The sequence below is a fragment of the Micrococcoides hystricis genome (assembly GCF_042434215.1).
Classification (GTDB): Bacteria; Actinomycetota; Actinomycetes; order Actinomycetales; family Micrococcaceae; genus Micrococcoides; species Micrococcoides hystricis.
Map to the genome: position 1 here is coordinate 362,468 of NZ_JBHLUB010000001.1, position 21,365 is coordinate 383,832.

Here is a 21,365-nt window from a genome sequence, read left to right on the forward strand (position 1 = left end):
GCAATGTGGATACCGGGGTCACTTTTGTAAAGTTGGCCGGAAATTCTCCGATTCTCAGTTACTGCTTGGCAGGCTCAGCAGACTTGTCTGCGGCTCGGCCTTCAGCGGCATCCTTCTTCTTGTCCTTCGGCTCAGGCTTGGCGTCCACACCAGCTTCTTTACGCTGCTGGGCGGTGATCGGAGCAGGCGCCTCGGTCAGCGGATCGAACCCGCCGCCGGTCTTCGGGAACGCGATCACTTCACGGATCGAGTCGTGACCGGCCAACAGCGCCACGGTACGGTCCCACCCGAAGGCGATGCCACCGTGTGGAGGTGCGCCGTACTTGAAGCCTTCCAGGAGGAAACCAAACTTCTCCTCGGCCTCGGCTTCATCGATGCCCATGACCTTGAAGACACGCTTCTGGACTTCCTGGTTGTGAATACGGATCGAACCGCCACCGATTTCGTTACCGTTGCACACGATGTCGTACGCATAGGCCAGCGCAGAACCGGGATCGGTGTCGAAGGTATCCATGAACTCTGGCTTCGGAGAGGTGAAGGCGTGGTGGACGGCGGTCCAAGCGCCGCCACCAACCGCGACGTCACCGGAAGCAACAGCGTCGGCGGTTGGTTCAAACATCGGGGCATCAACGACCCAGAGCAGGGACCACTCGCCGTCCTTTATCAAACCGGTGCGGTGACCGATCTCAACGCGGGCCGCACCCAGAAGTGCGCGGGCGGACTTGGCGTCACCGGCTGCGAAGAAGATGCAGTCTCCGGCCTCGGCACCCACCGCGGCACACAGGCCCTCGCGTTCGGTGTCGGTGAGGTTCTTGGCCACGGGCCCGCCCAAGGTGCCATCTTCCTGAACCAGAACATAGGCCAGCCCCTTGGCACCACGCTGCTTGGCCCATTCCTGCCACGCATCCAAGGTGCGCCGTGGCTGGGAAGCGCCACCGGGCATCACCACAGCGCCCACGTAGGGGGCCTGGAAGACGCGGAAGGTGGTGTCCTTGAAGTATTCGGTGAGCTCAGTCAGTTCCAGACCGAAACGCAGATCCGGTTTGTCGGTACCATATTTGGCCATGGCCTCGGCATAGGTGATCCTTGGCAACGGGGTCGGGATGACCACGTCGATGAGTTTCCACAACTCGGTGATCAGCTTTTCGCCCAAGGCGATGACGTCGTCCTGATCGACGAAGGAGGCCTCGATGTCCAGCTGGGTGAACTCCGGCTGACGGTCGGCCCGGAAGTCTTCATCGCGGTAGCAACGGGCAATCTGGTAGTACTTCTCCAGACCGCCGACTTGCAGCAACTGTTTGAACAGCTGCGGGGACTGCGGCAGGGCATACCAGGAACCGGGTGCTAGACGTGCCGGAACCACGAAGTCGCGGGCACCTTCCGGCGTGGAGCGGGTCAGGGTTGGGGTCTCGACCTCAAGGTAGCCCTCATCGTGCAGCACGTTGCGCGCGACCCGGTTGGCTTCAGAGCGCAGCCGCATCGCCTTGGCAGGGCCAGGCCGGCGCAGATCCAAGTAGCGGTGCTTCAAGCGGGCTTCTTCGCCCACTTCTACGTGCTCATCGATCTGGAATGGCAGCGGTGCGCAGGTGTTCAGCACGGTCACCTGGTCGGTGATGACTTCAATCTCACCGGAGGCGATGGCCGGGTTTTCGTTACCTTCAGGGCGGCGTTCGACCGTTCCGGTCACCTGCAGCACGTATTCGTTGCGCAGCTGATCGAACTCGTCCTCGTCCCGGACCACAATCTGGGCAACGCCGGAGGCATCGCGCAGATCCACAAAGGCAACACCGCCGTGGTCACGACGACGGGCAACCCACCCGGTCAAGGTGACTTGTTGGCCGATGAGCTCGCTGTTTAGTTCTGCAAGGGTGTGGGTGCGAAGCACGGTAGTGCGATTCCTTCTGTGGTGCTGTGGTGGCGATACGAATTCTTCGCCGGGTCGAAAGTCCTAAGGGACAAGTTTAGCTGTTTTCAGCCAAGCTAATAAACGGACGTAGGTCTTCTTCAGCCGGGCACCACGTCAGCGCATCGGCCGGGCTCTGTTCACCGCTGCGCAGGTCCTTCACCTCATGGGTGCCATCGGAGTGCGTGAACCAAACGTACGGGATGCTGCGGCGGTCAGCGTAACGGATCTGCTTGCCGAACTTCTCCGCGGATGCGGCAACCTCGCAGGCGATGCCTCGGGAGCGCAGCTGTTGGGCGATCTTCTGCGCGGCGGGCCAGTCTTCATCGGTGGCGAGGGTGATGTACACGACCGAAGGCACAGGGCGGGATGCGCTGACGAGCTCTTGACCGAGCAGCCGGGACACGAGCCGGGTGACGCCGATGGACAGGCCCACACCCGGGTAGTTTTTCTTGCCCTTGGTGGCTAACGCGTCGTAGCGGCCTCCGGAGCAGATCGAACCCAAGTCTTCGTGACCGACCAGCACCGTCTCGTAGACGGTGCCGGTGTAGTAGTCCAACCCGCGGGCAATGGACAGATCGGCCACGCCCCTTCCGGGTGCCTGCTCATTGACCGCGGCGATGACGGCGGACAGTTCGGACAGGCCCTCCTCCAGTTGGTCACCGCTGACGCCGAGGGCGCGGACCTCGTCCACAAAACTGGTGTCCTCACTGCGGATCTGGGCCAGCGCGAGGGCCTTGTCAGCTTGTTCGGCGGAGGCACCGGCGTGTTCGATGAGGTTTTCCCGCACCGCATCGGCACCGATCTTTTCCAGTTTGTCGATTTCACGCAGCACAGCGGCGGTGTCGGTCAGGCCCAGACCAGTGTAGAAACCTTCGGTAAGTTTGCGGTTGTTGATCCGCAGTTTGAAGTCACCAATGGGCAACTTGCTCAACGCTTCAGCCATCACCACGGCTAGTTCCACGTCGTACACGAAAGGCAAGGTGCCATCTCCGACGACGTCGATGTCGGCTTGCGTGAATTCACGGGAGCGACCATCTTGGGGGCGTTCACCTCGCCAGACTTTCTGAATCTGGTAGCGGCGGAATGGGAACGCCAAGTAGCCGGCGTTTTCCACCACGTAGCGTGCGAACGGCACCGTGAGATCGAAGTGCAGAGCCAACTGGCGAGATTTGGCGGCAGCCTCGGACGCCTCCTCATGGATGCGGGAGATCACGTAAATTTCTTTGTCGATCTCTCCTTTACGCAGGAGCTGCTCGACCGGCTCAACGGCGCGTGTTTCGATGTTGGCAAAACCATGCAGCTCAAAGGTTTTCGCTAACACCTCCAAGATATGGTTCTCGATCACCCGTTCTGCCGGTAGCAGTTCGGTGAACCCGGACAGGGAGGATTTACGTGCCATGAGGGCAGAGCGCTCCTTTGGTATGCCGATGAGGGAGGGAAAGATTTCGTCTTTGGCCTATCTTACCGCTGTTATCTCGTCTGATGCGCCACCGGTGCGGTAGGCTCATCTGTGAGCTAGGGCAACTTGGCTCACCTGAAGACAACAAGCTGATCACTCGATGCGAAAAGGTTTTAGCGGTGACTGAACGTCAACAATCCGACGAAACAAACAAGCCACGTCCACCGGCGGTGCCCTCCCCCGCGGCTTTTGCCAAGAAGAAACCGGCTTTGCCGGTGGTCCCAGCCGCCACGTCTGACTTTGATGCCGAAGCGGCGCATGCCTTCGGTTCCGTGAGCGAAGACGGCCACGTCAGCGTGAAATACCAAGGTGAAACCGTTCCGGTAGGCCAGTACCCCGATGCCACTAATGAAGAGGCATTGGATTACTTCGTCCGAAAGTTCGAAGACGCCCACGCCCAGTTGGTGCTGCTGGAACAACGGGTGAAGGCTGGCGCCAAGACCAGTGACATCACCAAGGCCGTGGAGACGCTTCAGTCACAGCTTGAACAGAAGAACATGGTCGGGGACATCGCCGATCTGGAATCCCGTTTGGAGAGCCTGACCCAGGACGCCGCGAAGCTGGCCGCCGAACAAAAGGAACAGGCCGCCGCCCGCGTTGAGCAGGAAAAGGCCAACCGGGAGGCCATCGTCGCCGAGGCCGAACAGATCGCTGACACCGATGTCAAGAAGATCATGTGGAAGCAGTCCACCGCCCGCATGAATGAACTCTTCGATTTGTGGAAAGCATCGCAGAAGACCGGCCCACGGTTGGGCAAGGCGGTTGAGGACGCGCTCTGGAAGCGTTTCCGTGCCGCCCGTACCCAGTATGACAAACAGCGCCGCGCCTTTTTCTCGCAGCTCGATGTCGAACGGGCCGAAGTCAAACGTGTGAAAGAAAAGCTGATCGCCGAGGCCGAAGCCATGTCTGACTCCACCGACTGGGGTCCGACCGCGGCCGCCTACCGAAACCTGATGGACCGGTGGAAGAAGGCCGGTCGAGCGTCCCGCAATCTGGATGACGCCCTGTGGGCACGGTTCCGTGCCGCCCAGGACAAGTTCTTCGACGCACGTCAGGCGGTCAACGCCGAGGTGGAGAAAGAACTGCAGGCCAACCGCGACGTTAAGGAAGCTCTCCTTGAGCGGGCCCAACAGTTGCTACCGGTGCAGGACCTCGCCGCCACCAAGAAGGCCCTAGGCCAGATTCAGGATGAGTGGGAAGAGGCCGGCCGGGTACCGCGGGCTGACCTGAATCGTCTGGAGTCCGGGCTGCGGAAGGTCGAAAACGCCGTCAAGGCAGCCGAAGACGAGCAGTGGCGCCGCACGGATCCGGAAATCGAAGCACGTGCCAACAGCGCCCTGAACCAGCTCCGCGATTCCATCAGCGAGCTGGAAAAAGAACTCGCTGACGCCCAGGCAAGCGGCGATGCGAAGAAGATCGCCGCCGCCGAAGAGGCCTTGGAAGCACGCCAGCAGTGGTTGGCAACCATCGAGGCCGCTACCGAATAACTCGGACGGCTCAACCGGCAGGCACGGTTACACAGCCTGAAACAACCCCAGTTTGTCCACAGCTACCGACAGTAACGGTGGCAGGACAGCTGGGGTTTGTTCATTCTTGAGGGTATGAGCCGCGCATCGATCACCCGCAAAGAATCCTCCTACCTGGTTCGCAACTTCACCATTGGAGACCTCACGGCCGCCTACCGGTTGGCCGACATCGAGAATCCCGACCCGTTTGCACCCGAGGAAGTTCACTTAGTGCACGCCGGTCGAGACCTCAGCAGAACGCAGCTGGCTAGTCTGCGTTACGATGGTGCGCTGGTGCCGGCGGTGGGCAGCGTGTATGCGGAGCGTCCGTTGCGGACCCCGGCTGAACGGTCGCGGGCGTTAGCGCTGATGATTGAGGATTCGTGGGGGCAAGATCCCGTCTTCTGCAGATGGAGTGCGGCCTGGCTGTACGGGGTGAGCGGGCCACCGGCCTTCGCCGAGTTTCTTTCGAGGTTGTATGTCCATCCCGCCAAGGATTATCGGAGTCGGGAATTCCGCTCCTACCAGCTGAACCTCGATAAGGATGAGTTCTACCGCGTCGGCGAAGTCGTCGCCATCTCCCCTGCCCAATGCGCGGCAGAACTGCTGATCCATGAGTACAGCCCCAAGGCGTGGGTGGCGGCAGCTGCATTGCTGAAAAAAGATGGCCTGCCGTGTCCGCGCAAAGTTGCCCAAGCACTAGCAGCTACGGAGCGATTGGGGCTGCCTGCCATGCGGCGCAGGGCGCAGCGGCATCTGACCGAATGGCTGGCGTGTTCGGCCCGGCCACTGCCAATCGATACCGAGGAAAAGAAGAGCTTAGCGGCGCCGTCGCCGGTCCATTGAACGGTAGACGTCGTACACGCCATCAATGCGCCGGATCGCGTTCAGGATGGTGTCCAAGTATTTGGAATCGGACATTTCGAACGCGAACATGGCGATGGCCACCTGTTCCTTGGTGGTTTGCAGATCCACCTTGCGGATATCGACATGGTGATCCGAGAGCACTTTCGTCACATCCAACAGCAGCGACGGCCGGTCCAACGCTTCCACCGTGATCTCCACTAGGAAGGTGGAATGAACGGTTTCGGCCCACCGCACCTTCAGCAACCGGCCCGCCTCTTCTTTCATGTGGCGGATGTTGTCACAATCGACCCGGTGCACCGAGATTCCCGAACCGCGGGTGACGTAACCGGTGATCTCATCCGGTGGCATCGGGGCGCAGCAGCGCGCCAGCTTCACCAGCAGGCCGTCGGCTCCACCTTCGACGATGATGTCGGAGCCGCCCGTTTCGATCGGACGGACCGTGGTGCTGCGATCGGTCAGCTCGGTTGGCACCTCATCGGAGTCTTCCTCCGGTGTCGGAGCGATGAGCTGATTCAGCTTCTCCAGCACATTCTGCGTGGAGATGTGCCCCTCACCGATGGCTGAATACAGCGCCGTGGTGTCGGCGTAGTTCATGGTTTCGGCGACTTCAGCAATGAGTTGTGGTGTTGCCTTCTCGTGCGCCGGCCCGTGCGATTTACGCAGGGCTTTGGAGAGCATGTCCTTGCCGACTTCGATGTTCTCAACGCGGCGTTCTTTGGAGTACCAATGCCGGATCCGGGAGCGAGCCTTGCCGGATTGGACGAAATTCAGCCAGTCGCGCGACGGGCTGGCCGTCGGAGACTTGGAGCGAATGATTTCTACGCGGTCGCCGTTCTCCAGCGTCGTGTTCAAGGGAACCAGGCGGTTGTTGACCCGGGCACCGATGGTGCTGTTGCCGATGTCGGTGTGGATCGCGTAGGCGAAGTCGACCGGAGTTGAGCCGGCCGGAAGCGACATGACGGTGCCCTTCGGGGTATAGACGAACACCTCTTGGGCATTGATTTCAAACTGGAGGGATTGGAAGAACTCGTTCGGGTCTTGGGTGTTCTTTTGCCAGTCCACCACCGAGCGCAGCCAGCGCATATCCCCGGTCTTGGAACCTTGTTTGTACTTCCAGTGCGCGGCAACACCGTACTCGGCCAGCTGGTGCATCCGGAAGGTACGGATCTGGATCTCCACGGGACGGCCCAACGGACCCACCACGGTGGTGTGCAGGGATTGGTACAGGTTGAACTTGGGGTTGGCGATGTAGTCCTTGAAACGACCACCCAGTGGTGTCCATCGGGCGTGGACGGCACCGAGGACGGCGTAGCACTGCCCCACCGTATCCACGAGGACGCGGACGCCGATCAAATCGTGGATATCGTTGAAGGCCTTATTCTGATTGACCATCTTCTGGTAAATCGAGAAGTAGTGCTTCGGCCTACCCGAGACCTGGCCGCGAATCTTCGCTTCACGCAGGTCTGCTTCGATCTCTTGGGTGACCCCGTTGACGTATTTTTCCCGTTCCGGGGTGCGCTCCCCGACCAACCGGACAAGTTCTTCGTAGATCTTCGGTTGCAGCGCGGCAAAGGAGAGGTCTTCGAGCTCCCATTTGATGGTGTTCATACCCAACCGGTGCGCCAGCGGGGCGAAAATATCGAGAGTTTCTTTCGCCTTGCGGGCGGAGGATTCTGGGGACACGTAACGCCAGGTGCGGGCATTGTGCAGACGGTCGGCGAGCTTGATCAGCAACACGCGGATGTCTCGACTCATGGCCACGACCATTTTGCGGAGCGTCTCTACCTTGGAGTCGGTACCCAAATCGACCGAGTCGAGTTTGGTGACGCCGTCAACGAGCAGGGCTACTTCTTCGCCGAAGTCTGCCGTGAGCTGCTCGAGCGTGTACTCGGTGTCCTCCACCGTGTCGTGCAGCAGTGCGGCGGCCAAGGTGGTGCCGCTGAGGCCCAGGTCCGCCAGGATGGTGGCGACGGCCACCGGGTGGGTGATGTACGGGTCCCCGGATTTACGGCGTTGACCTTCGTGATACTTCTCCGCGGTTTCGAAGGCGCGGATGATGAAGTCGAGGTCTTCGCGCGGGTGCTGGACTCGCACGGTCCGCAGCAGCGGCTCGAGCATGGGCGAATATTCAGGCCCGCGTCCCCCGAATCCTTTGAGCCGTGAGCGTGGTCGGCGCACGGTCGGCTTCGGTGGCGGCACAACTTGGATGGGCGCGGTCGGCGGGAACGCCACAGGTGCTGGGTTTGAGGGGCCAGCGTTCTGTGGCGGATTCTTCTGCGACCCGCCTGTGGGGTCAGTGCTCGTCATTCGTGTACCCCTCCTGACCTATACATTGATTAAATCACTATACCTAGGCCGAGCGCCGCAAGGATAAACCTCGGGCCGGTGCGCAACTTGTGTTGCTACACCGGCCCGAAAGTTTTTAGTGCGTTTTAGATGGAAGGCCGATTACTCGACTTCGGTGACCCGTCGATCGTGTGCCTTGATGTCCTCATCGTTGCGGCGCAGCCACGCATACAGCGGTGCCTGGATGAAGACGGTGGCCAAGGTACCGATGATGATACCGACGAAGATCGCCAGCGAGATGTCCCGCAAGGTGCCAGCGCCCAGCAAGAACGCACCGATCCAGAGAATCGAGCCGACCGGCAGGATGGCCACCACGGAGGTGTTGATCGAGCGGACCAGAGTCTGGTTGATTGCCAGATTAACCTTCTCGGCGAAGGTCCGCACCGGCGCCTCGGCGGTCGCTATATCCGCGGTGTTCTCCCTGATCTTGTCGAAGACCACCACGGTGTCATACAGGGCGTAGGACAGGATGGTTAGGAAACCGATGATGGCCGAGGGCGTGACTTCGAAACCAGAGGCCGCGTACACCCCAGCGGTAATGACGACCACCACGATCAGCCCGATGATGGCCGCCAGTGACATCTTCCACGTCCGGAAGTACAGGGCCATCAGCAAGGCGACCAGCACGATAAAGGAGATCAGACCGATCAACGCCTGCTTGGAGACGTCCGCACCCCAGGTGGGGCCAATAAAGGTGCTGGTCACCTGGTCCGCGGAGACATCGTAGCTCTCCTGCAGCGCTTGGGCGACGGCCAGAGTCTGGTCGTCGTCGAGGCGTTCGGTCTGCACCCGGATGGTGCCCGGGGCGATGTTGGTGACCGTGGCTTCTTGGGTTTCGGCCACGGAGCTGACTGCTTCCTGACCGGGGGCAATGTCGGTGTTCTTCACCTGTGAAATGGTGAATTCGGAGCCGCCACGGAAGTCGATCCCCAAGTGGAAACCGCCGCCAAAGAGCGGGATCAACAAGGAGATGATCATCAAGGCTCCGGCCACGGCCATGGAGATCGGGAAGATCCGCACGAACGGGTAGGACCGCTTACCGGTGTAGAGCTCGTTACCCCAGCGTGCTAGCGCGGAGACTTTCGGGGTGTTCTCCCCCTCGGGGCCGGCGTTGTGCTCGGGCTGCTGGGGGTTCTTATCGTGCATGGTCTCAGTCATTCTTGGTCTCCTCTGCGCCGGAGCTCGAATGCTCGAGGGCGGCCTGGCGTTTGCGTTCCGCAATGCTCATCCGTCGGGCTGCTTCCTTCTTGGCTTTAGCACCCTTGGCCTTACCCTTGCCGGAGGTCATGACCGGGGTTGGGTTGAAACCGCGGATCTTGCCGGCGCCTTGGTACAGCGGGACGACACCCAGCAACGACGGGTCAAGACCGGAGGCACGGTGGCCTTGGCCGAAGAACCGGGTGGTGGCCAGCAGCTGCATCACCGGGTGGGTGAACAGGAAGACCACAACCAAGTCAGCCACGGCGGTCAGACCCAGGGTGAACGCGAAACCACGGACGTTACCGACGGCGACGAAGTACAGGACCACGGCGGCCAACAGGTTGACCGCTTTGGAGGCCAAGACGGTGCGACGGGCGCGTTCCCACCCGTGCTCGACGGCACCGATGAGTTCTCGGCCGTTGCGTAGCTCATCCTTGATGCGTTCAAAGTAGACGATGAAGGAGTCCGCGGTCAGACCGATGGCGACGATCAGACCGGCGATACCCGCCAGGGACAACCGGTAGTTGTCACTCCAGCCCAACAACACGATCGCCAAGTAGGTCAGCACACCGGCCACGACCAGCGAGGCGATGGTGACCAGACCCAACATCCGGTACTGGAAGATCGAATAGACCGCCACCAGGATCAGACCGATGATGCCGGCCCACAGGCCCATGCGCAGCTGATCGGTACCCAAGGTTGCGGAGATCTGCTGCTCGGACTGGATGTCGAAGCTGATCGGCAGCGCACCGTATTTGAGCTGTTCGGACAGGGCCTTGGCAGAATTTTCGTCGAAGTTACCGGAAATCTGAGCCTGCCCGTTCGGGATCACCGCGTTGGTGGTCGGGGCAGAGATCACGGCATCGTCAAGAACCACGGCGAAGCGATTTGGGTTCCCCTGCAGTGGGGCCAACCGGGTGGTGACCTTGCGGAACGCCTCGGTGCCCTCGTTGTTGAAGGACAGGTTCACGGCCCACATGCCGGTCGATACACCGGTGTTGGACTGAACCAGGCCGAAGGACGCGTCGCTGATGTCCGATCCCTTGACCTCCATCGGGCCGAGGATGAACTTCTCCCCCGTGCTGTAGTCACAGGCCACCATCGGTTCTTCTGCCTTGGTGGCGGCACGGTCTTGCTCACCGGGGCCCTGCATGCAGTCGGTGGCCTCGAACTCTTGGTAGAGCTCCTTGGTGACCCAGTTCGGATCGGAACCGTTCTCCGGTTCCCCGGTTGGTTCTGGGATTTCTGCTTCTGGGGTCCGGTCCTCCTCCGGTACCGCGGTTCCGGCGCCGGCAGCGATGACCGGGCGGAACTCCATGGCGGCTGAGGCTTGGATCAGCCGGCGGGTCTCGGGATCGGGAATACCGGGCATGGAGACGACGACGTTGCGGCCACCTTGGGTGGTGATTTCGGCTTCGGAGACACCGGAGCCGTCAACGCGTTGGCGGATGATCTCCACCGCCTGGTCAAGGGTCTCTTGGGAGAGCTGGTTATCACCCTCGGTGTCCTCAACAATGGGGGCTAGCACCATCTGGGTGCCGCCTTCCAAGTCGAGGGCGAGTTTGACCTTGCCGTCGGTCTGGTTCAGGACCACGCCGGTGATGACAGCACCGGTCATGACCAGCAGAAGCAGCAGCAAACCGATGAGGGTTTTGCGTGCCGAGGCAGTAATGCCGTTTTTAGCCATGTGGCTACTTCTTTCTTACAAGGATGCAGCGCCCAACCGGGGCCAACTTGAAGCAGCTGACACCGGCGGGCGCTTGCGGTTTCACGTGCTTAGCGACGCTCTTCAGGGTTTTGTGGATCCTGTGGGTCGTGCGGGAACTGGTCGCGCTCTGCTTCTTGAGCTTCAACGTTTGGTTCGGAAACGACGTTCTCGTCGGTTTCGGCAGCCACGGTGGCCTCTTCTGCGTCGATGACGCGGGAGATGGTCTGCAGGTGGACGGTGGCGAAGTTACCCGGAGACAGTTCCAGGATGACCTCGGAGTTGTCCGAGTCAACGGAGACGATCTCGCCGAACAGACCGAACTGGGTCATGACGCGAGTACCTGGCTCCAAGGTTGAGCGCATCTTGACCTGCTCGGCCTGGGCGTTCTTGGACTTGCGGAACATCATGAACAGCAGCAGACCGGCACCGACAAGCAGGATGATGGTGAAGAAGTCGGGTCCGGAGTTGCCAGCGGCCTGGTCTTGGCCCTGAGCGAGTGTGAGCAGAGTTGGCTGAATCACGATGTGGGTGTCCTTAAGGTTTTCGATGCACAAAGATCACCGCTATTTTACGGTGTTTGAGCTGTGGTGACCAATCTACGCGCCCTACCAGAGCGGGGTTTCTGGATTGTCTTGATCCGGGTTCGCCCCGGATTGGTCGCTGACATTGCGGGTGGACATGCGCTGTCCCTGCTGGGCGTCATCGGGGGCGCGTAGGCCCAGATGCTCCCATGCTGCGGCGGTGGCGACCCGGCCCCGCGGGGTGCGCCCGAGCAGGCCTTCCCGGACTAGGTATGGTTCGGCGACGGTCTCCACCGTTTCGACTTCTTCGCCCACGGCGATCGCCAAGGTAGACAGGCCGACCGGTCCCCCACCGAATTTCAGGCACAGTGCCTCCAGCACGGCGCGGTCGAGCCGGTCGAGGCCGCGTTCATCGACTTCGTACATGTCCAAGGCTGCTTGGGCGGCCGCCACGTCGATGGTGTGGATTTGGTGCACCAGCGCCCAGTCGCGGACGCGGCGCAGAAGCCGGTTGGCGATACGGGGCGTGCCCCGGGAGCGGGAGGCGATCTCAACGAAGGCATCCGGGCTCAAACGCAAGTCCAACATCATGGCCGAACGACGCAGGACCAGCACCAGTTCGTCGACGTCGTAAAACTCAAGGTGCCCGGTGAACCCGAAGCGGTCCCGCAGCGGGCCCTGCAACAGACCGGCCCGGGTGGTGGCGCCGACCAGGGTGAACGGCGGCAGTTCGAGTGGGATAGCGGTGGCGCCGGCCCCTTTACCAACGATGATGTCGACGCGGAAGTCTTCCATCGCCATGTAGAGCATCTCTTCTGCGGTGCGAGAGATGCGGTGGATTTCATCCAAGAACAGCACCTCCCCTTCCGTGAGGGAGGACAGGATGGCGGCCAGGTCACCGGCGTGTTGAATGGCCGGGCCCGACGAAATCCGCAGCGGGGCGTTCATTTCTTGGGCGATGATCATCGCCAAGGTGGTTTTGCCCAGCCCAGGAGGTCCGGAAAGCAGTACGTGCTCGGCCGGGGCCTGGCGCAGCTGCGAGGCCTGCAGGACCAGCGACAGCTGTTGCCGGACCCTAGGCTGGCCGACGAATTCGTCGAGGTTCTTGGGACGGAGGGCGGCCTCCAGCTCCCGCTCTTCGGCGGTGGAGGTTGCATCTACCTGACGATCACCGTGCGGTGTGGGTTCAGTCATCGAGGATTCCTTCCAGCCCGGTCTGAGTTGCTGCTGCCACGGCTACTTCCGGGCTCCGGCACGGGTTCCGGTGTGCTGACCCAGATCCGCCAGCGTGCGGCGCAAGATCTGATCAACCGGAGCGTCGACCAATTCCGGGTTGGCCTTCAGGCTCGCGGACAGGGCGGCACCGGCCTCCTTGTTACTCCAGCCAAGCGTCGTCAGGGCCGCGATCACATGATCCTGATTGGAGGCCGTCGGGACCGCCTCGGCGGTGCTGTTGGCCGCGGCGGCATCTTCGGCTGGCAAGAGCTTTCCGGCCAGTTCCAAGATGATGCGCTTGGCGGTCTTCGGGCCGACGCCGGGAACCTTGGAGAGCGCCTTGTCGTCGTGGTCGGCGACGGCGGCACGAATCTGTGCGGGTTCATACAGGGCCAGCATGGCCAAGGCGAGCTTTGGTCCGATCCCGGAAACGCTGAGCAGCGTGTCGAAGACGCTGCGTTCATCGGCGGTACCGAAACCGTACAGGGTGAGGGCATCCTCGCGGACAATCAAGGCGGTCTGCAGCTGCAGCTCGTCCCCGTAGCGGACCTCGGCTAGGGCGCGCGGCGTGGTGTTCACCAGCATGCCGACCCCGTTGATGTCGAGCACCACCGTGCTCGGGCCGATGTGTTGAACCAGACCGGTCAGGGAGTGAATCATGTCCGTGTGTGCACCTTACATACGCAAAGAGTTGAAGTGGTGGAAGGCTAGCAGCCCCGCAGGATTCGAACGAATCTACGAATAGTCTAATCTGACCGGGCTACCCTTTCTTGGATTTGAACTGGCCCGCATTGCGCCGGGCGTTCTTTTCCGCCGCCAACCACGCCTGTTGGGCTTTCGTCAGGCCCCCTGCGGCCCGGCGGGGTGCGGGGCTGGATTGGCCCGCCTTGGCGGGGGTGACGGTGCTGGTTTGCCGATGCCCCAATCCCCCGCGCCACGCGTGTGCGATGGCCAGAGCCAGCGCATCGGCCGCATCGGCGGGCTTGGGCGGGGCGTCCAACTTCAGGATGCGGGTGACCATGTTGGTCACTTGGTCTTTGCCGGCTTGGCCGTTGCCGGTGACGGCCGCTTTCACCTCGGTCGGGGTGAGCAGCGCGACGGCGGTCCGGTGGCGGGCTGCCGCCGCGATGACAACACCCATGGCTTGGGCGGTCCCCATCACGGTGGAGACGTTGTCGTAGGCGAACACCCGCTCCACGGCCAGAACGTCCGGGCGGTGCTTGCTCAGATACGCTTCGATCTGCCGGTCGATGTGCCCCAGCCGCACGTCAAGCTCATCGTGGGGTTTGGTGCCAACCACCGCAACGTCAACCAAGGTGGCGGAACGGTTGCGGGCCACATCCACCACCCCGATGCCGCACCGGGTCAGTCCTGGGTCAACGCCAAGCACACGCACGCTAGTCGGCGGTGCAGCAAGACCTTGTTGGGGGCCGGGGGAAGATTGTGCGGACACGAAGAGAAGTTAGTCTTCCTCGGCGTGCAGCTGCTCGAGGACCTCCGGGGAGATGTCCACGTTGGAGTAGATGTTCTGCACGTCGTCGAGTTCTTCCAGCGCGTCGGCCAGTTTCATGAACTTCTTGGCACCATCGAGATCTAGGTCCACCTTGATGGAGGAGACGAATTCTGCCTCATCGGATTCATACTCGATGTCGTTTTCTTCCAGTGCTGCCACAACGGCGCGAAGATCCTGCGGATCCGAGTGAATCTCGAAGGAATTGGTGTCCTCAATGACCTCTTCGGCGCCGGCATCCAAGACGGCCATCAGCAGATCGTCTTCGGTCAGGTCATTCTTCGGCAACCGAACAACGCCCTTGCGTTCGAACTGGTAGGACACCGAGCCCGGGTCGGCGACGGTGCCGCCATTGCGGGTGATGGCCACACGGGTTTCCGAGGCGGCGCGGTTGCGGTTGTCCGTCAGGCATTCCACCAGCAGGGCCGACCCCTGCGGGCCGCGGGCCTCGTACATGATCTCGGTGTATTCGATGGATTCACCGGTCAGACCTGCGCCGCGTTTGATGGCGCGATCGATGTTGTCGTTGGGCACGGAGGCCTTTTTGGCTTTGGAGACAGCCAGTTCAAGGGCCGGGTTACCAGCCAGGTCCGCCCCACCTCGGGCGGCAACTTCAATCTGTTTGATGTAGCGCGCGAATGCTTTGGCCCGCCGGGCATCAATCACAGCTTTCTTGTGTTTGGTTGTTGCCCATTTGGAGTGGCCAGCCATTAATGCTCCTTGCGTTGTAAAGATTCTTGCGAAAAACGTTTCGTGTACCGTCCATTAGTTTACTCCTTGGCGGCAAATGCGGCGTATTTTATGCAAGACACGGCCAACAGCTGGTGCTATGGGCGCTCAGCTAGCCTGCCGGGGTGGCCCATGACTAAACTCGTGCCCATGACAAATCTGCTCTTGAGCCGCTCGACCCTGCCCTTCCAACTGCCGGACTTCGCCGGGATCAGTGATGCGGACATCTTGCCCGCGCTGCAGGCAGGCATTGATGAGCACGATGAGCAGATCACAGCCATCATCGAGAACCCGGCCCTGCCCGACTTTGTCAACACGGTGGAAGCACTGGAAACCTCGGGACAACTACTGCGCCGTGTGCTGCAGGTTTTCTACGCCCTGTATGCGGCTGATGGCACCGAGTCCCGGCAGAATCTCATTGCCGAGGTTTCTGCCCGCTACAGCGCCCACTCCAGTGAGCTGTTGTTAAACACCGCCTTGTATGAACGGTGCGCGGCCGCCTTGGAAACGACGGCTCAGGCCTTGACCGAGGAGCAACGCCGGACCACCCAGAAATGGCTGGATCAGTTCACCGAGGCCGGTGCGCACTTGCCGGAGGCGACGAAAAAGAAGCTCAAGGACATCAGTGCTGAGCTCTCGGCGGTGGCGACCGAGTTCACCCAGCGGCAACTGGCCGCGCAGAAGCAGGCTGCGGTATTGGTGACCTACCGGGAGCAGCTGGCGGGTCTTTCCGAGAGTCAGATCGAATCGCTCAAGGCCGCCGCGACCGAGTCCGGTCAGGACGGCTACCTGATTCAGCTGGAGCTGCCGATGATCCAGTCCTTGGCGGGCTCCTTGAGCCACCGCCCGCTGCGGGAACGGCTCTTCAAGGCCTCCTTTACCCGCGGGGACAGTGATACTCATGGCACCGATGAGCTGGTGCTGAAGATGGTGCGGTTGCGGGCCGAAAAGGCTGCCTTGCTGGGTCAGCCGGATTATGCGCACACGGTGCTGGCGCAGCGCACCGCACCGGATGCGGCTGCGGTAGAAAAGCTGGTCAATGATGTGGTGCCGGCGGCCATGGCGCAAGCCCGCGCCGAACGTGACCGGTTGGCTGAGTTCGCCCGTGACACTGACGGGTTGGAAGACTTCGCGGTGTGGGATCACGCCTACTACGAGACCAAGTTGCGCGCCGCCGAGTATGCCGTGGATGAAGACGAGACCAAAAAGTACTTCCAGCTGGAGAAGGTTCTAGAGGACGGCGTGTTCTTTGCGGCCGAAAAACTCTACGGGATCACCATGGTGCCCCGCACCGATCTTAGTGGCTACGCCCCCGATGTTCGGGTGTGGGAAGTCCGGGACGGCGACGGAGCCGCCATCGGGCTGTTCTTAGGTGACTACTTCACCCGTTCCACAAAACAGGGCGGGGCGTGGATGACCTCGTTCCGTGACGCGACCGATCTGCTCGATGAGCTGCCAGTCGTGCTGAACGTGATGAACATTGTGCCCGCTCCGGCTGGGCAGCCGACGCTGTTGAGCCTGGATGAGGTCACCACGGTCTTCCACGAGTTTGGTCATGCCCTGCACGGGCTGCTCTCCACGGTGGAGTACCCGAGTGTCTCCGGTACGTCCGTGCCGCAGGACTTTGTGGAGTTCCCGTCCCAGTTCAACGAGATGTGGGCGCTGTGGCCGGAGGTGGTGGCGAACTTTGCCACCCACGTGGACACCGGGGAGGTCCTGGACGCGGCGACGCTGGCCAAGATCGATCAGGCCCAAAAGTTCGGTCAGGGCTATGCCACGACCGAGTACTTGGCTGCGGTGTTGATTGACTGGGCTTGGCACCGGCTCTCGGCCGATGAGGCCGCCGAGATCCCCGATGTGGCGGCTTTCGAGGAGCAGGTGCTGGCGCAGGCTGGCATTGATACTTCGATTGTGCCGCCGCGGTACCGGTCGAACTTCTTCAAGCACGTGTTCTCCGGTCCCGGGTACGCGGCCGGCTACTACTCGTACTTCTGGTCCGAGGTGCTGGACGCCGATGCCGAAGCGTGGATGCGTACCAACGGCGGGCTGGACCGCACGGCGGGCATGAAATATCGCAACGAGGTGTTGGCGATGGGCGACGCGCGGGAACCGATGGAGTCTTATGCGGCTTTCACCGGCCGGCAGCCAAGCGCCGAGCACCTGCTGCGCCGCCGGGGACTGGCGGCCTAACTGAGGTCTAGCTGAGGTCGGTCCCGGTGGCTGCGACCGAGGAGACGGTCGCGAAATACGCCGCCTGGACCGCTTCTTGGACGGCGGTGGGCAGGGCCGCGCTGCAGACAATCTCGGAGACCTGTTCTTGGTCCACGTCGGTGCCTAAAACCTTGCGGGTCAGGCCGGTGGCTTGCAGCAACCCGAGCAGCACCGCCGCTGCCGTGCCCTGGTGGGCCCCAGCGATGCGCTGGCCAATGTGTTCGCGCAGTCGCTCTTCGACCTCGGGGCGCACTTCCGGGTAGCTGGTCAGCGGGATGATCCCCCACAGTCGGCGTTTGCGCCGATCCAAAATGCCCGCCTGGACCAGTGGTTCGGCGATGAGGTGGCGCAGGCCAGCCGGGGCCAGATCCGAGACCCAGTCGGTGGCGGTCTGCAGGTGTCGACTGCGCCGGATTTTGGCTAGCGCGTTGGCGCAAACGTTGGTGAGCAAGCCACCGAAGGTTCCGTCCCCGTCATCGTGGGCAAACTTCTCTTGCACGTGCACGTAAACGGCGTGCACATCGTGTCCAGACTGGGTGCGCCGGAGGCGGAAACGCCGCTCCCGGTGCGGCTCAGGGCCCTCGCCTTCTTCAATCGTGACGGCGCCGGTCAGGGCTAGTTCGGCCAGAATGGCTCCGGCTAGGCCGTGCTGGGCGCGCAGGGTGTCGGCCAGCAGGGTGCCCTCTTTTTCTTTCAGGCACAGCAGCAAGAAGGCTTGGGGCAGGGAGAGCCGGGTGCCGGGGGCAAGTTCGGGAAGGTCTGTGTTTTCGCTGTTCATGGTGGCGCGGCGCCTTAGGCGGACTTGGTCGTGTCGGTGGCGGCGGTGGCTTGCGCGTGCACGGTGCGCATGCGCTGGTAGACCGTGATGGCCGAGGCGATGGCCAGCAGGATCAGCACGATCAGCAGCACCGGTTGGGCCAAGCCGAGCCCGGTGAAACCGGTGAAGACTAAGGTAGCGACCATGCGTTCGGGGCGTTCGGCGATCCCCACGGCCGCCTCGAAGCCGAGGGCTTCGGCTTTGGCCCGGACATAGGAGACGAGGAAGCCTAAGCCCATGCAGGCTAACGCGGCGATGGCGATAGCCGGGTTGTTCCCGCCGGTGAAGAACCACCAGATGATGCCGATGAAGATGGCGGCGTCTTGGACCCGGTCCAGGCTCGAGTCGAGGAAGGATCCCCACGCACTGCTGCAGCCGGCCTCGCGGGCCATGAGCCCGTCCAGGACGTCCGAGAAGATGAACAGGGTGATGAACAGGGTGCCCCAGAACAGTTCACCGAGCGGGTAGAACGCCAAGGCGCCGACCACCACGCCGATGGTGCCGACGATGGAGACCCAGTCGGCGTGGATACCGCGTGCTAGCAGTGCCCGCGCCAGCGGACGCAAGAGCCGGTTGAAGAAGGTCTTGGCGTACCTGTTGAGCATTAGGCGCCCGGCCCCCGGTAACGGTTGGCCCGGTAGTACTCGGCCGCCTCGTCCCACGCGGCAGCGATGTCAGCCCGGTTCTCCCCCAGAGTCTGGACCATGGATTTGGCCCCGGCGATGATGGGCATGAAGTTCACGTCCCCGCTCCAGCGTGGGACCACGTGTTGGTGCAGGTGGGCGGCGATGCCGGCCCCGCCGGTGACGCCCTGATTCATGCCGATGTTGAAGCCGGTGGCCCGGGCGACGTGGCGCAGGCAGGTCATGGCGATCTGGGTGAGTTCGGCCATCTCTGCGGCCTCCTCGGGGCTGATGTCCGTGTAGTCCGGCACGTGCCGGTACGGACAGACCAGCAGGTGACCGGAGTTGTACGGGTAGAGGTTCAGCAGCACGTAGCAGGTTTGGCCGCGGTGCACGATGAGGGATTCCTCATCGGTGCGGTCCGGCCCGGCACAGAAGGGGCAGGTGGAAGGGTCCTTGACTTGGGATTGGCCACGTTTGATGTAGGCCACCCGGTGCGGGTTCCACAGCCGTTGGAAGGAGTCCGGCACCCCGGCCAAATCAAACTGATCGACCGGGATGTACTCCGTCTTGCCTTCCGGATCTACTCCGTGCTGGGGCTCGATCATGGGGTCTGTTCCCGGTTCTGCACGGCGGCTACGATGCGGGCGACGGCCTCGTCAACGGGCACACCGTTGTCTTGGCTGCCGTCCCGGAAGCGGAAGGACACGGCGCCGGCCTCGGCGTCTTCCCCACCGGCGATCAGCACGAAGGGGACTTTTTCCTTGGAGGCGTTGCGGATCTTCTTCGGGAACCGGTCCGAACCGGTGTCGATCTCCGCCCGGATGCCGGCATCCTTCAGCTTGGCAATGATTTCACCCATGTAGTCGTTGAAGGCTTCCGCGACGGGGATGCCGATGACTTGGACCGGGGCGAGCCAGGCTGGGAAGGCACCGGCGTAGTGTTCGGTGAGCACACCCATGAAGCGTTCGATGGAACCGAACAGGGCGCGGTGGATCATGACCGGGCGCTGGCGGGTGCCGTCGGCGGCCTGGTACTCCAGATCGAAGCGTTCTGGCAGGTTGAAGTCCAACTGGATGGTGGACATCTGCCAAGTCCGGCCGATGGCGTCGCGGGCTTGGACCGAGATCTTCGGGCCGTAGAACGCGGCTCCACCCGGATCCGGGACCAGTTCCAGACCGGAGGCCTCGGCGACCTCGGCGAGAGTCTGGGTGGCTTCCTCCCACACCTCATCGGAGCCAACGAACTTCTCCGGGTCCTTGGTGGACAGCTCCAGGTAGAAGTCATCCAGGCCGTAATCCTTGAGCAGGTCCAGCACGAAGGTGAGGGTGGTGGCCAGCTCGTCCTTCATTTGTTCGCGGGTGCAGTAGATGTGCGCGTCGTCCTGTGTCATGCCGCGCACGCGGGTCAGCCCGTGGACCACCCCGGATTTCTCATAGCGGTAGACGGCACCGAACTCGAACATCCGCAGCGGCAGCTCACGGTAGGAGCGGCCCCGGGAGCGGAAGATGAGGTTGTGCATGGGGCAGTTCATCGGCTTCAGGTAGTAGTCCTGGCCGGGTTTGAGCAGCTCGCCGGTCTCCGGGTCCCGGGTCTCATCGATGTGGATGGGCGGGAACATCCCGTCCTGGTACCAGTCCAGGTGGCCGGAGACCTCGTAGAGGTGGCCCTTGGTGATATGCGGGGTGTAGACGAACTCGTAGCCGGCCTTCACGTGCGCTTCGCGGGAGTAGTCCTCCATGGTTTTACGCAGGATGCCGCCCTTGGGATGGAACACCGGCAGACCGGAGCCCAGCTCGTCCGGGAAGGAGAACAGGTCCAGTTCGACACCGAGCTTGCGGTGGTCGCGGCGTTCGGCCTCGGCCAGACGGTCCTGGTAGGCCTTCAGGTCTGCCTTGGTAGGCCAGGCGGTGCCGTAGATGCGCTGGAGCTGCTTGTTGTTCTCGTTGCCCAGCCAGTAGGCGGCGGCGGAGCGAGTCAGCGCGTAGGCGTTGGAAATGAGTTTGGTGTTGGGCAGGTGCGGGCCGCGGCACAGGTCATTCCAGACGCCTTCGCCGGTTTTGCGGTTGACGTTGTCATAGATGGTGATCTCTTGGCCGCCGACCTCGACGGAGGCACCTTCGGACTGGGTTGCGGCGTCGTTCTTCTTGCCGAGGATTTCCAGCTTGTACGGCTCATCGGCCATCTCGGCCAGCGCCTCTTCTTCGGTGACGACGCGGCGGCGGAAGGTTTGGGAGGAGTTGATGATTTTCTGCATCATCTTCTCCAAGGTTTTCAGGTCCTCGGGGGTGAAGGGTTCGGCGACGTCGAAGTCGAAGTAGAACCCGTCTTGGATGTAGGGGCCGATGCCGAGTTTGGCGTCCGGGCGCAGCTGCTGGACGGCTTGGGCCATGACGTGGGCGGTGGAGTGGCGCAGCACGTTGAGCCCGTCCTCGGAGGCGATGTCCACGCCTTCGACCTCGGCGCCATCGGGCAGGGTGCGGAAGAGGTCTTGGAGTTCGCCGTTGACCCGCATGACGACGATGTTTTTCTGGTCTGCGAAAAGCTCAGTCCCGGTGGTGCCTGCGGGGTGGGTGGCTTCGGTCCCATCGACGGTGATGGTGATGGTGTGGGTCTGGTTTTCAACCGCAGACATCTGTGCGTTACTCCTTGTGTTTGCTCAGCTTCATAACTTGTGGCGTACGGCGGCCACAGTCAGCTTGTTCAAGCATACGATATTCGCACGAATTTTCCGTGTGCCGCAGGCGC

17 protein-coding genes are annotated in these 21,365 nt (G+C 62.1%); 3 read left to right on the forward strand and 14 right to left on the reverse strand.

The features are described from left to right. Positions 1-58: 58 nt before the first annotated feature. Positions 59-1,885, reverse strand: coding sequence for an aspartate--tRNA ligase (gene aspS / locus ACFFFR_RS01650; RefSeq protein WP_377457655.1), 1,827 nt, complete (start codon positions 1,883-1,885; stop codon positions 59-61). A 76-nt stretch (positions 1,886-1,961) separates the two neighbouring features. After that, positions 1,962-3,305, reverse strand: a complete 1,344-nt coding sequence (hisS, locus tag ACFFFR_RS01655) for a histidine--tRNA ligase (protein ID WP_377457657.1) — start codon at positions 3,303-3,305, stop codon at positions 1,962-1,964. Between the two features lie 179 nt (positions 3,306-3,484). On the opposite strand from hisS, the gene ACFFFR_RS01660 reads away from it, so the two are divergent. Next, positions 3,485-4,852 (forward strand): DUF349 domain-containing protein, encoded by a 1,368-nt coding sequence (locus ACFFFR_RS01660; RefSeq protein ID WP_377457659.1) that lies wholly within the window; start codon positions 3,485-3,487, stop codon positions 4,850-4,852. Between the two features lie 114 nt (positions 4,853-4,966). After that, positions 4,967-5,716 (forward strand): hypothetical protein, encoded by a 750-nt coding sequence (locus ACFFFR_RS01665; protein ID WP_377457661.1) that lies wholly within the window; start codon positions 4,967-4,969, stop codon positions 5,714-5,716. Here ACFFFR_RS01665 and ACFFFR_RS01670 read toward each other — a convergent pair. From ACFFFR_RS01670 to ACFFFR_RS01705, 8 genes are all read right to left on the reverse strand, one after another. Beyond that, the gene (locus ACFFFR_RS01670; protein ID WP_377457662.1) at positions 5,690-8,044 is read right to left on the reverse strand and encodes a RelA/SpoT family protein; all 2,355 of its coding nucleotides are present in this window, start codon (positions 8,042-8,044) and stop codon (positions 5,690-5,692) included. The two genes, ACFFFR_RS01665 and ACFFFR_RS01670, sit on opposite strands and share 27 nt — an antisense overlap. Before the next feature lie 141 nt (positions 8,045-8,185). After that, positions 8,186-9,241 (reverse strand): protein translocase subunit SecF, encoded by a 1,056-nt coding sequence (secF, locus tag ACFFFR_RS01675; RefSeq protein ID WP_377457664.1) that lies wholly within the window; start codon positions 9,239-9,241, stop codon positions 8,186-8,188. Beyond that, entirely contained in the window at positions 9,234-10,970 is a 1,737-nt protein-coding gene (gene secD, locus ACFFFR_RS01680; protein ID WP_377457666.1) for a protein translocase subunit SecD, read from the reverse strand. Before secD ends, secF begins: the two co-directional genes overlap by 8 nt. 89 nt (positions 10,971-11,059) lie before the next feature. Beyond that, positions 11,060-11,512, reverse strand: a complete 453-nt coding sequence (locus ACFFFR_RS01685; protein WP_377457668.1) for a preprotein translocase subunit YajC — start codon at positions 11,510-11,512, stop codon at positions 11,060-11,062. Positions 11,513-11,596: 84 nt separating this feature from the next. Then, complete coding sequence (gene ruvB, locus ACFFFR_RS01690; protein ID WP_377457670.1) at positions 11,597-12,706, reverse strand: Holliday junction branch migration DNA helicase RuvB; 1,110 nt, start codon at positions 12,704-12,706, stop codon at positions 11,597-11,599. A gap of 42 nt (positions 12,707-12,748) precedes the next feature. Continuing rightward, positions 12,749-13,387 carry a Holliday junction branch migration protein RuvA gene (gene ruvA / locus ACFFFR_RS01695; protein WP_377457672.1) on the reverse strand — a complete coding sequence of 213 codons (639 nt, stop codon included), beginning with the start codon at positions 13,385-13,387 and terminating at the stop codon, positions 12,749-12,751. A 100-nt stretch (positions 13,388-13,487) separates the two neighbouring features. Next, complete coding sequence (gene ruvC, locus ACFFFR_RS01700; RefSeq protein WP_377457674.1) at positions 13,488-14,180, reverse strand: crossover junction endodeoxyribonuclease RuvC; 693 nt, start codon at positions 14,178-14,180, stop codon at positions 13,488-13,490. A 9-nt stretch (positions 14,181-14,189) separates the two neighbouring features. Then, positions 14,190-14,948, reverse strand: a complete 759-nt coding sequence (locus tag ACFFFR_RS01705) for a YebC/PmpR family DNA-binding transcriptional regulator (RefSeq protein WP_377457676.1) — start codon at positions 14,946-14,948, stop codon at positions 14,190-14,192. A 150-nt stretch (positions 14,949-15,098) separates the two neighbouring features. On the opposite strand from ACFFFR_RS01705, the gene ACFFFR_RS01710 reads away from it, so the two are divergent. Then, on the forward strand, positions 15,099-17,156 hold the full coding sequence (locus tag ACFFFR_RS01710) for a M3 family metallopeptidase (RefSeq protein ID WP_377457678.1): 2,058 nt from the start codon (positions 15,099-15,101) through the stop codon (positions 17,154-17,156). Between the two features lie 7 nt (positions 17,157-17,163). On the opposite strand, the gene ACFFFR_RS01715 is transcribed toward ACFFFR_RS01710, so the two are convergent. From ACFFFR_RS01715 to thrS, 4 genes are read right to left on the reverse strand one after another with little or no spacing between them, the layout of a single operon-like run. Then, positions 17,164-17,955, reverse strand: a complete 792-nt coding sequence (locus tag ACFFFR_RS01715; protein ID WP_377457680.1) for a GOLPH3/VPS74 family protein — start codon at positions 17,953-17,955, stop codon at positions 17,164-17,166. Positions 17,956-17,969: 14 nt separating this feature from the next. Continuing rightward, positions 17,970-18,599, reverse strand: a complete 630-nt coding sequence (gene pgsA, locus ACFFFR_RS01720) for a phosphatidylinositol phosphate synthase (protein ID WP_377457682.1) — start codon at positions 18,597-18,599, stop codon at positions 17,970-17,972. Continuing rightward, on the reverse strand, positions 18,599-19,225 hold the full coding sequence (locus tag ACFFFR_RS01725) for an HIT family protein (protein ID WP_377457684.1): 627 nt from the start codon (positions 19,223-19,225) through the stop codon (positions 18,599-18,601). The genes pgsA and ACFFFR_RS01725 overlap by 1 nt, the downstream gene beginning before the upstream one ends. Then, positions 19,222-21,252, reverse strand: a complete 2,031-nt coding sequence (thrS, locus tag ACFFFR_RS01730; RefSeq protein WP_377457686.1) for a threonine--tRNA ligase — start codon at positions 21,250-21,252, stop codon at positions 19,222-19,224. Before thrS ends, ACFFFR_RS01725 begins: the two co-directional genes overlap by 4 nt. Positions 21,253-21,365 lie beyond the last annotated feature (113 nt).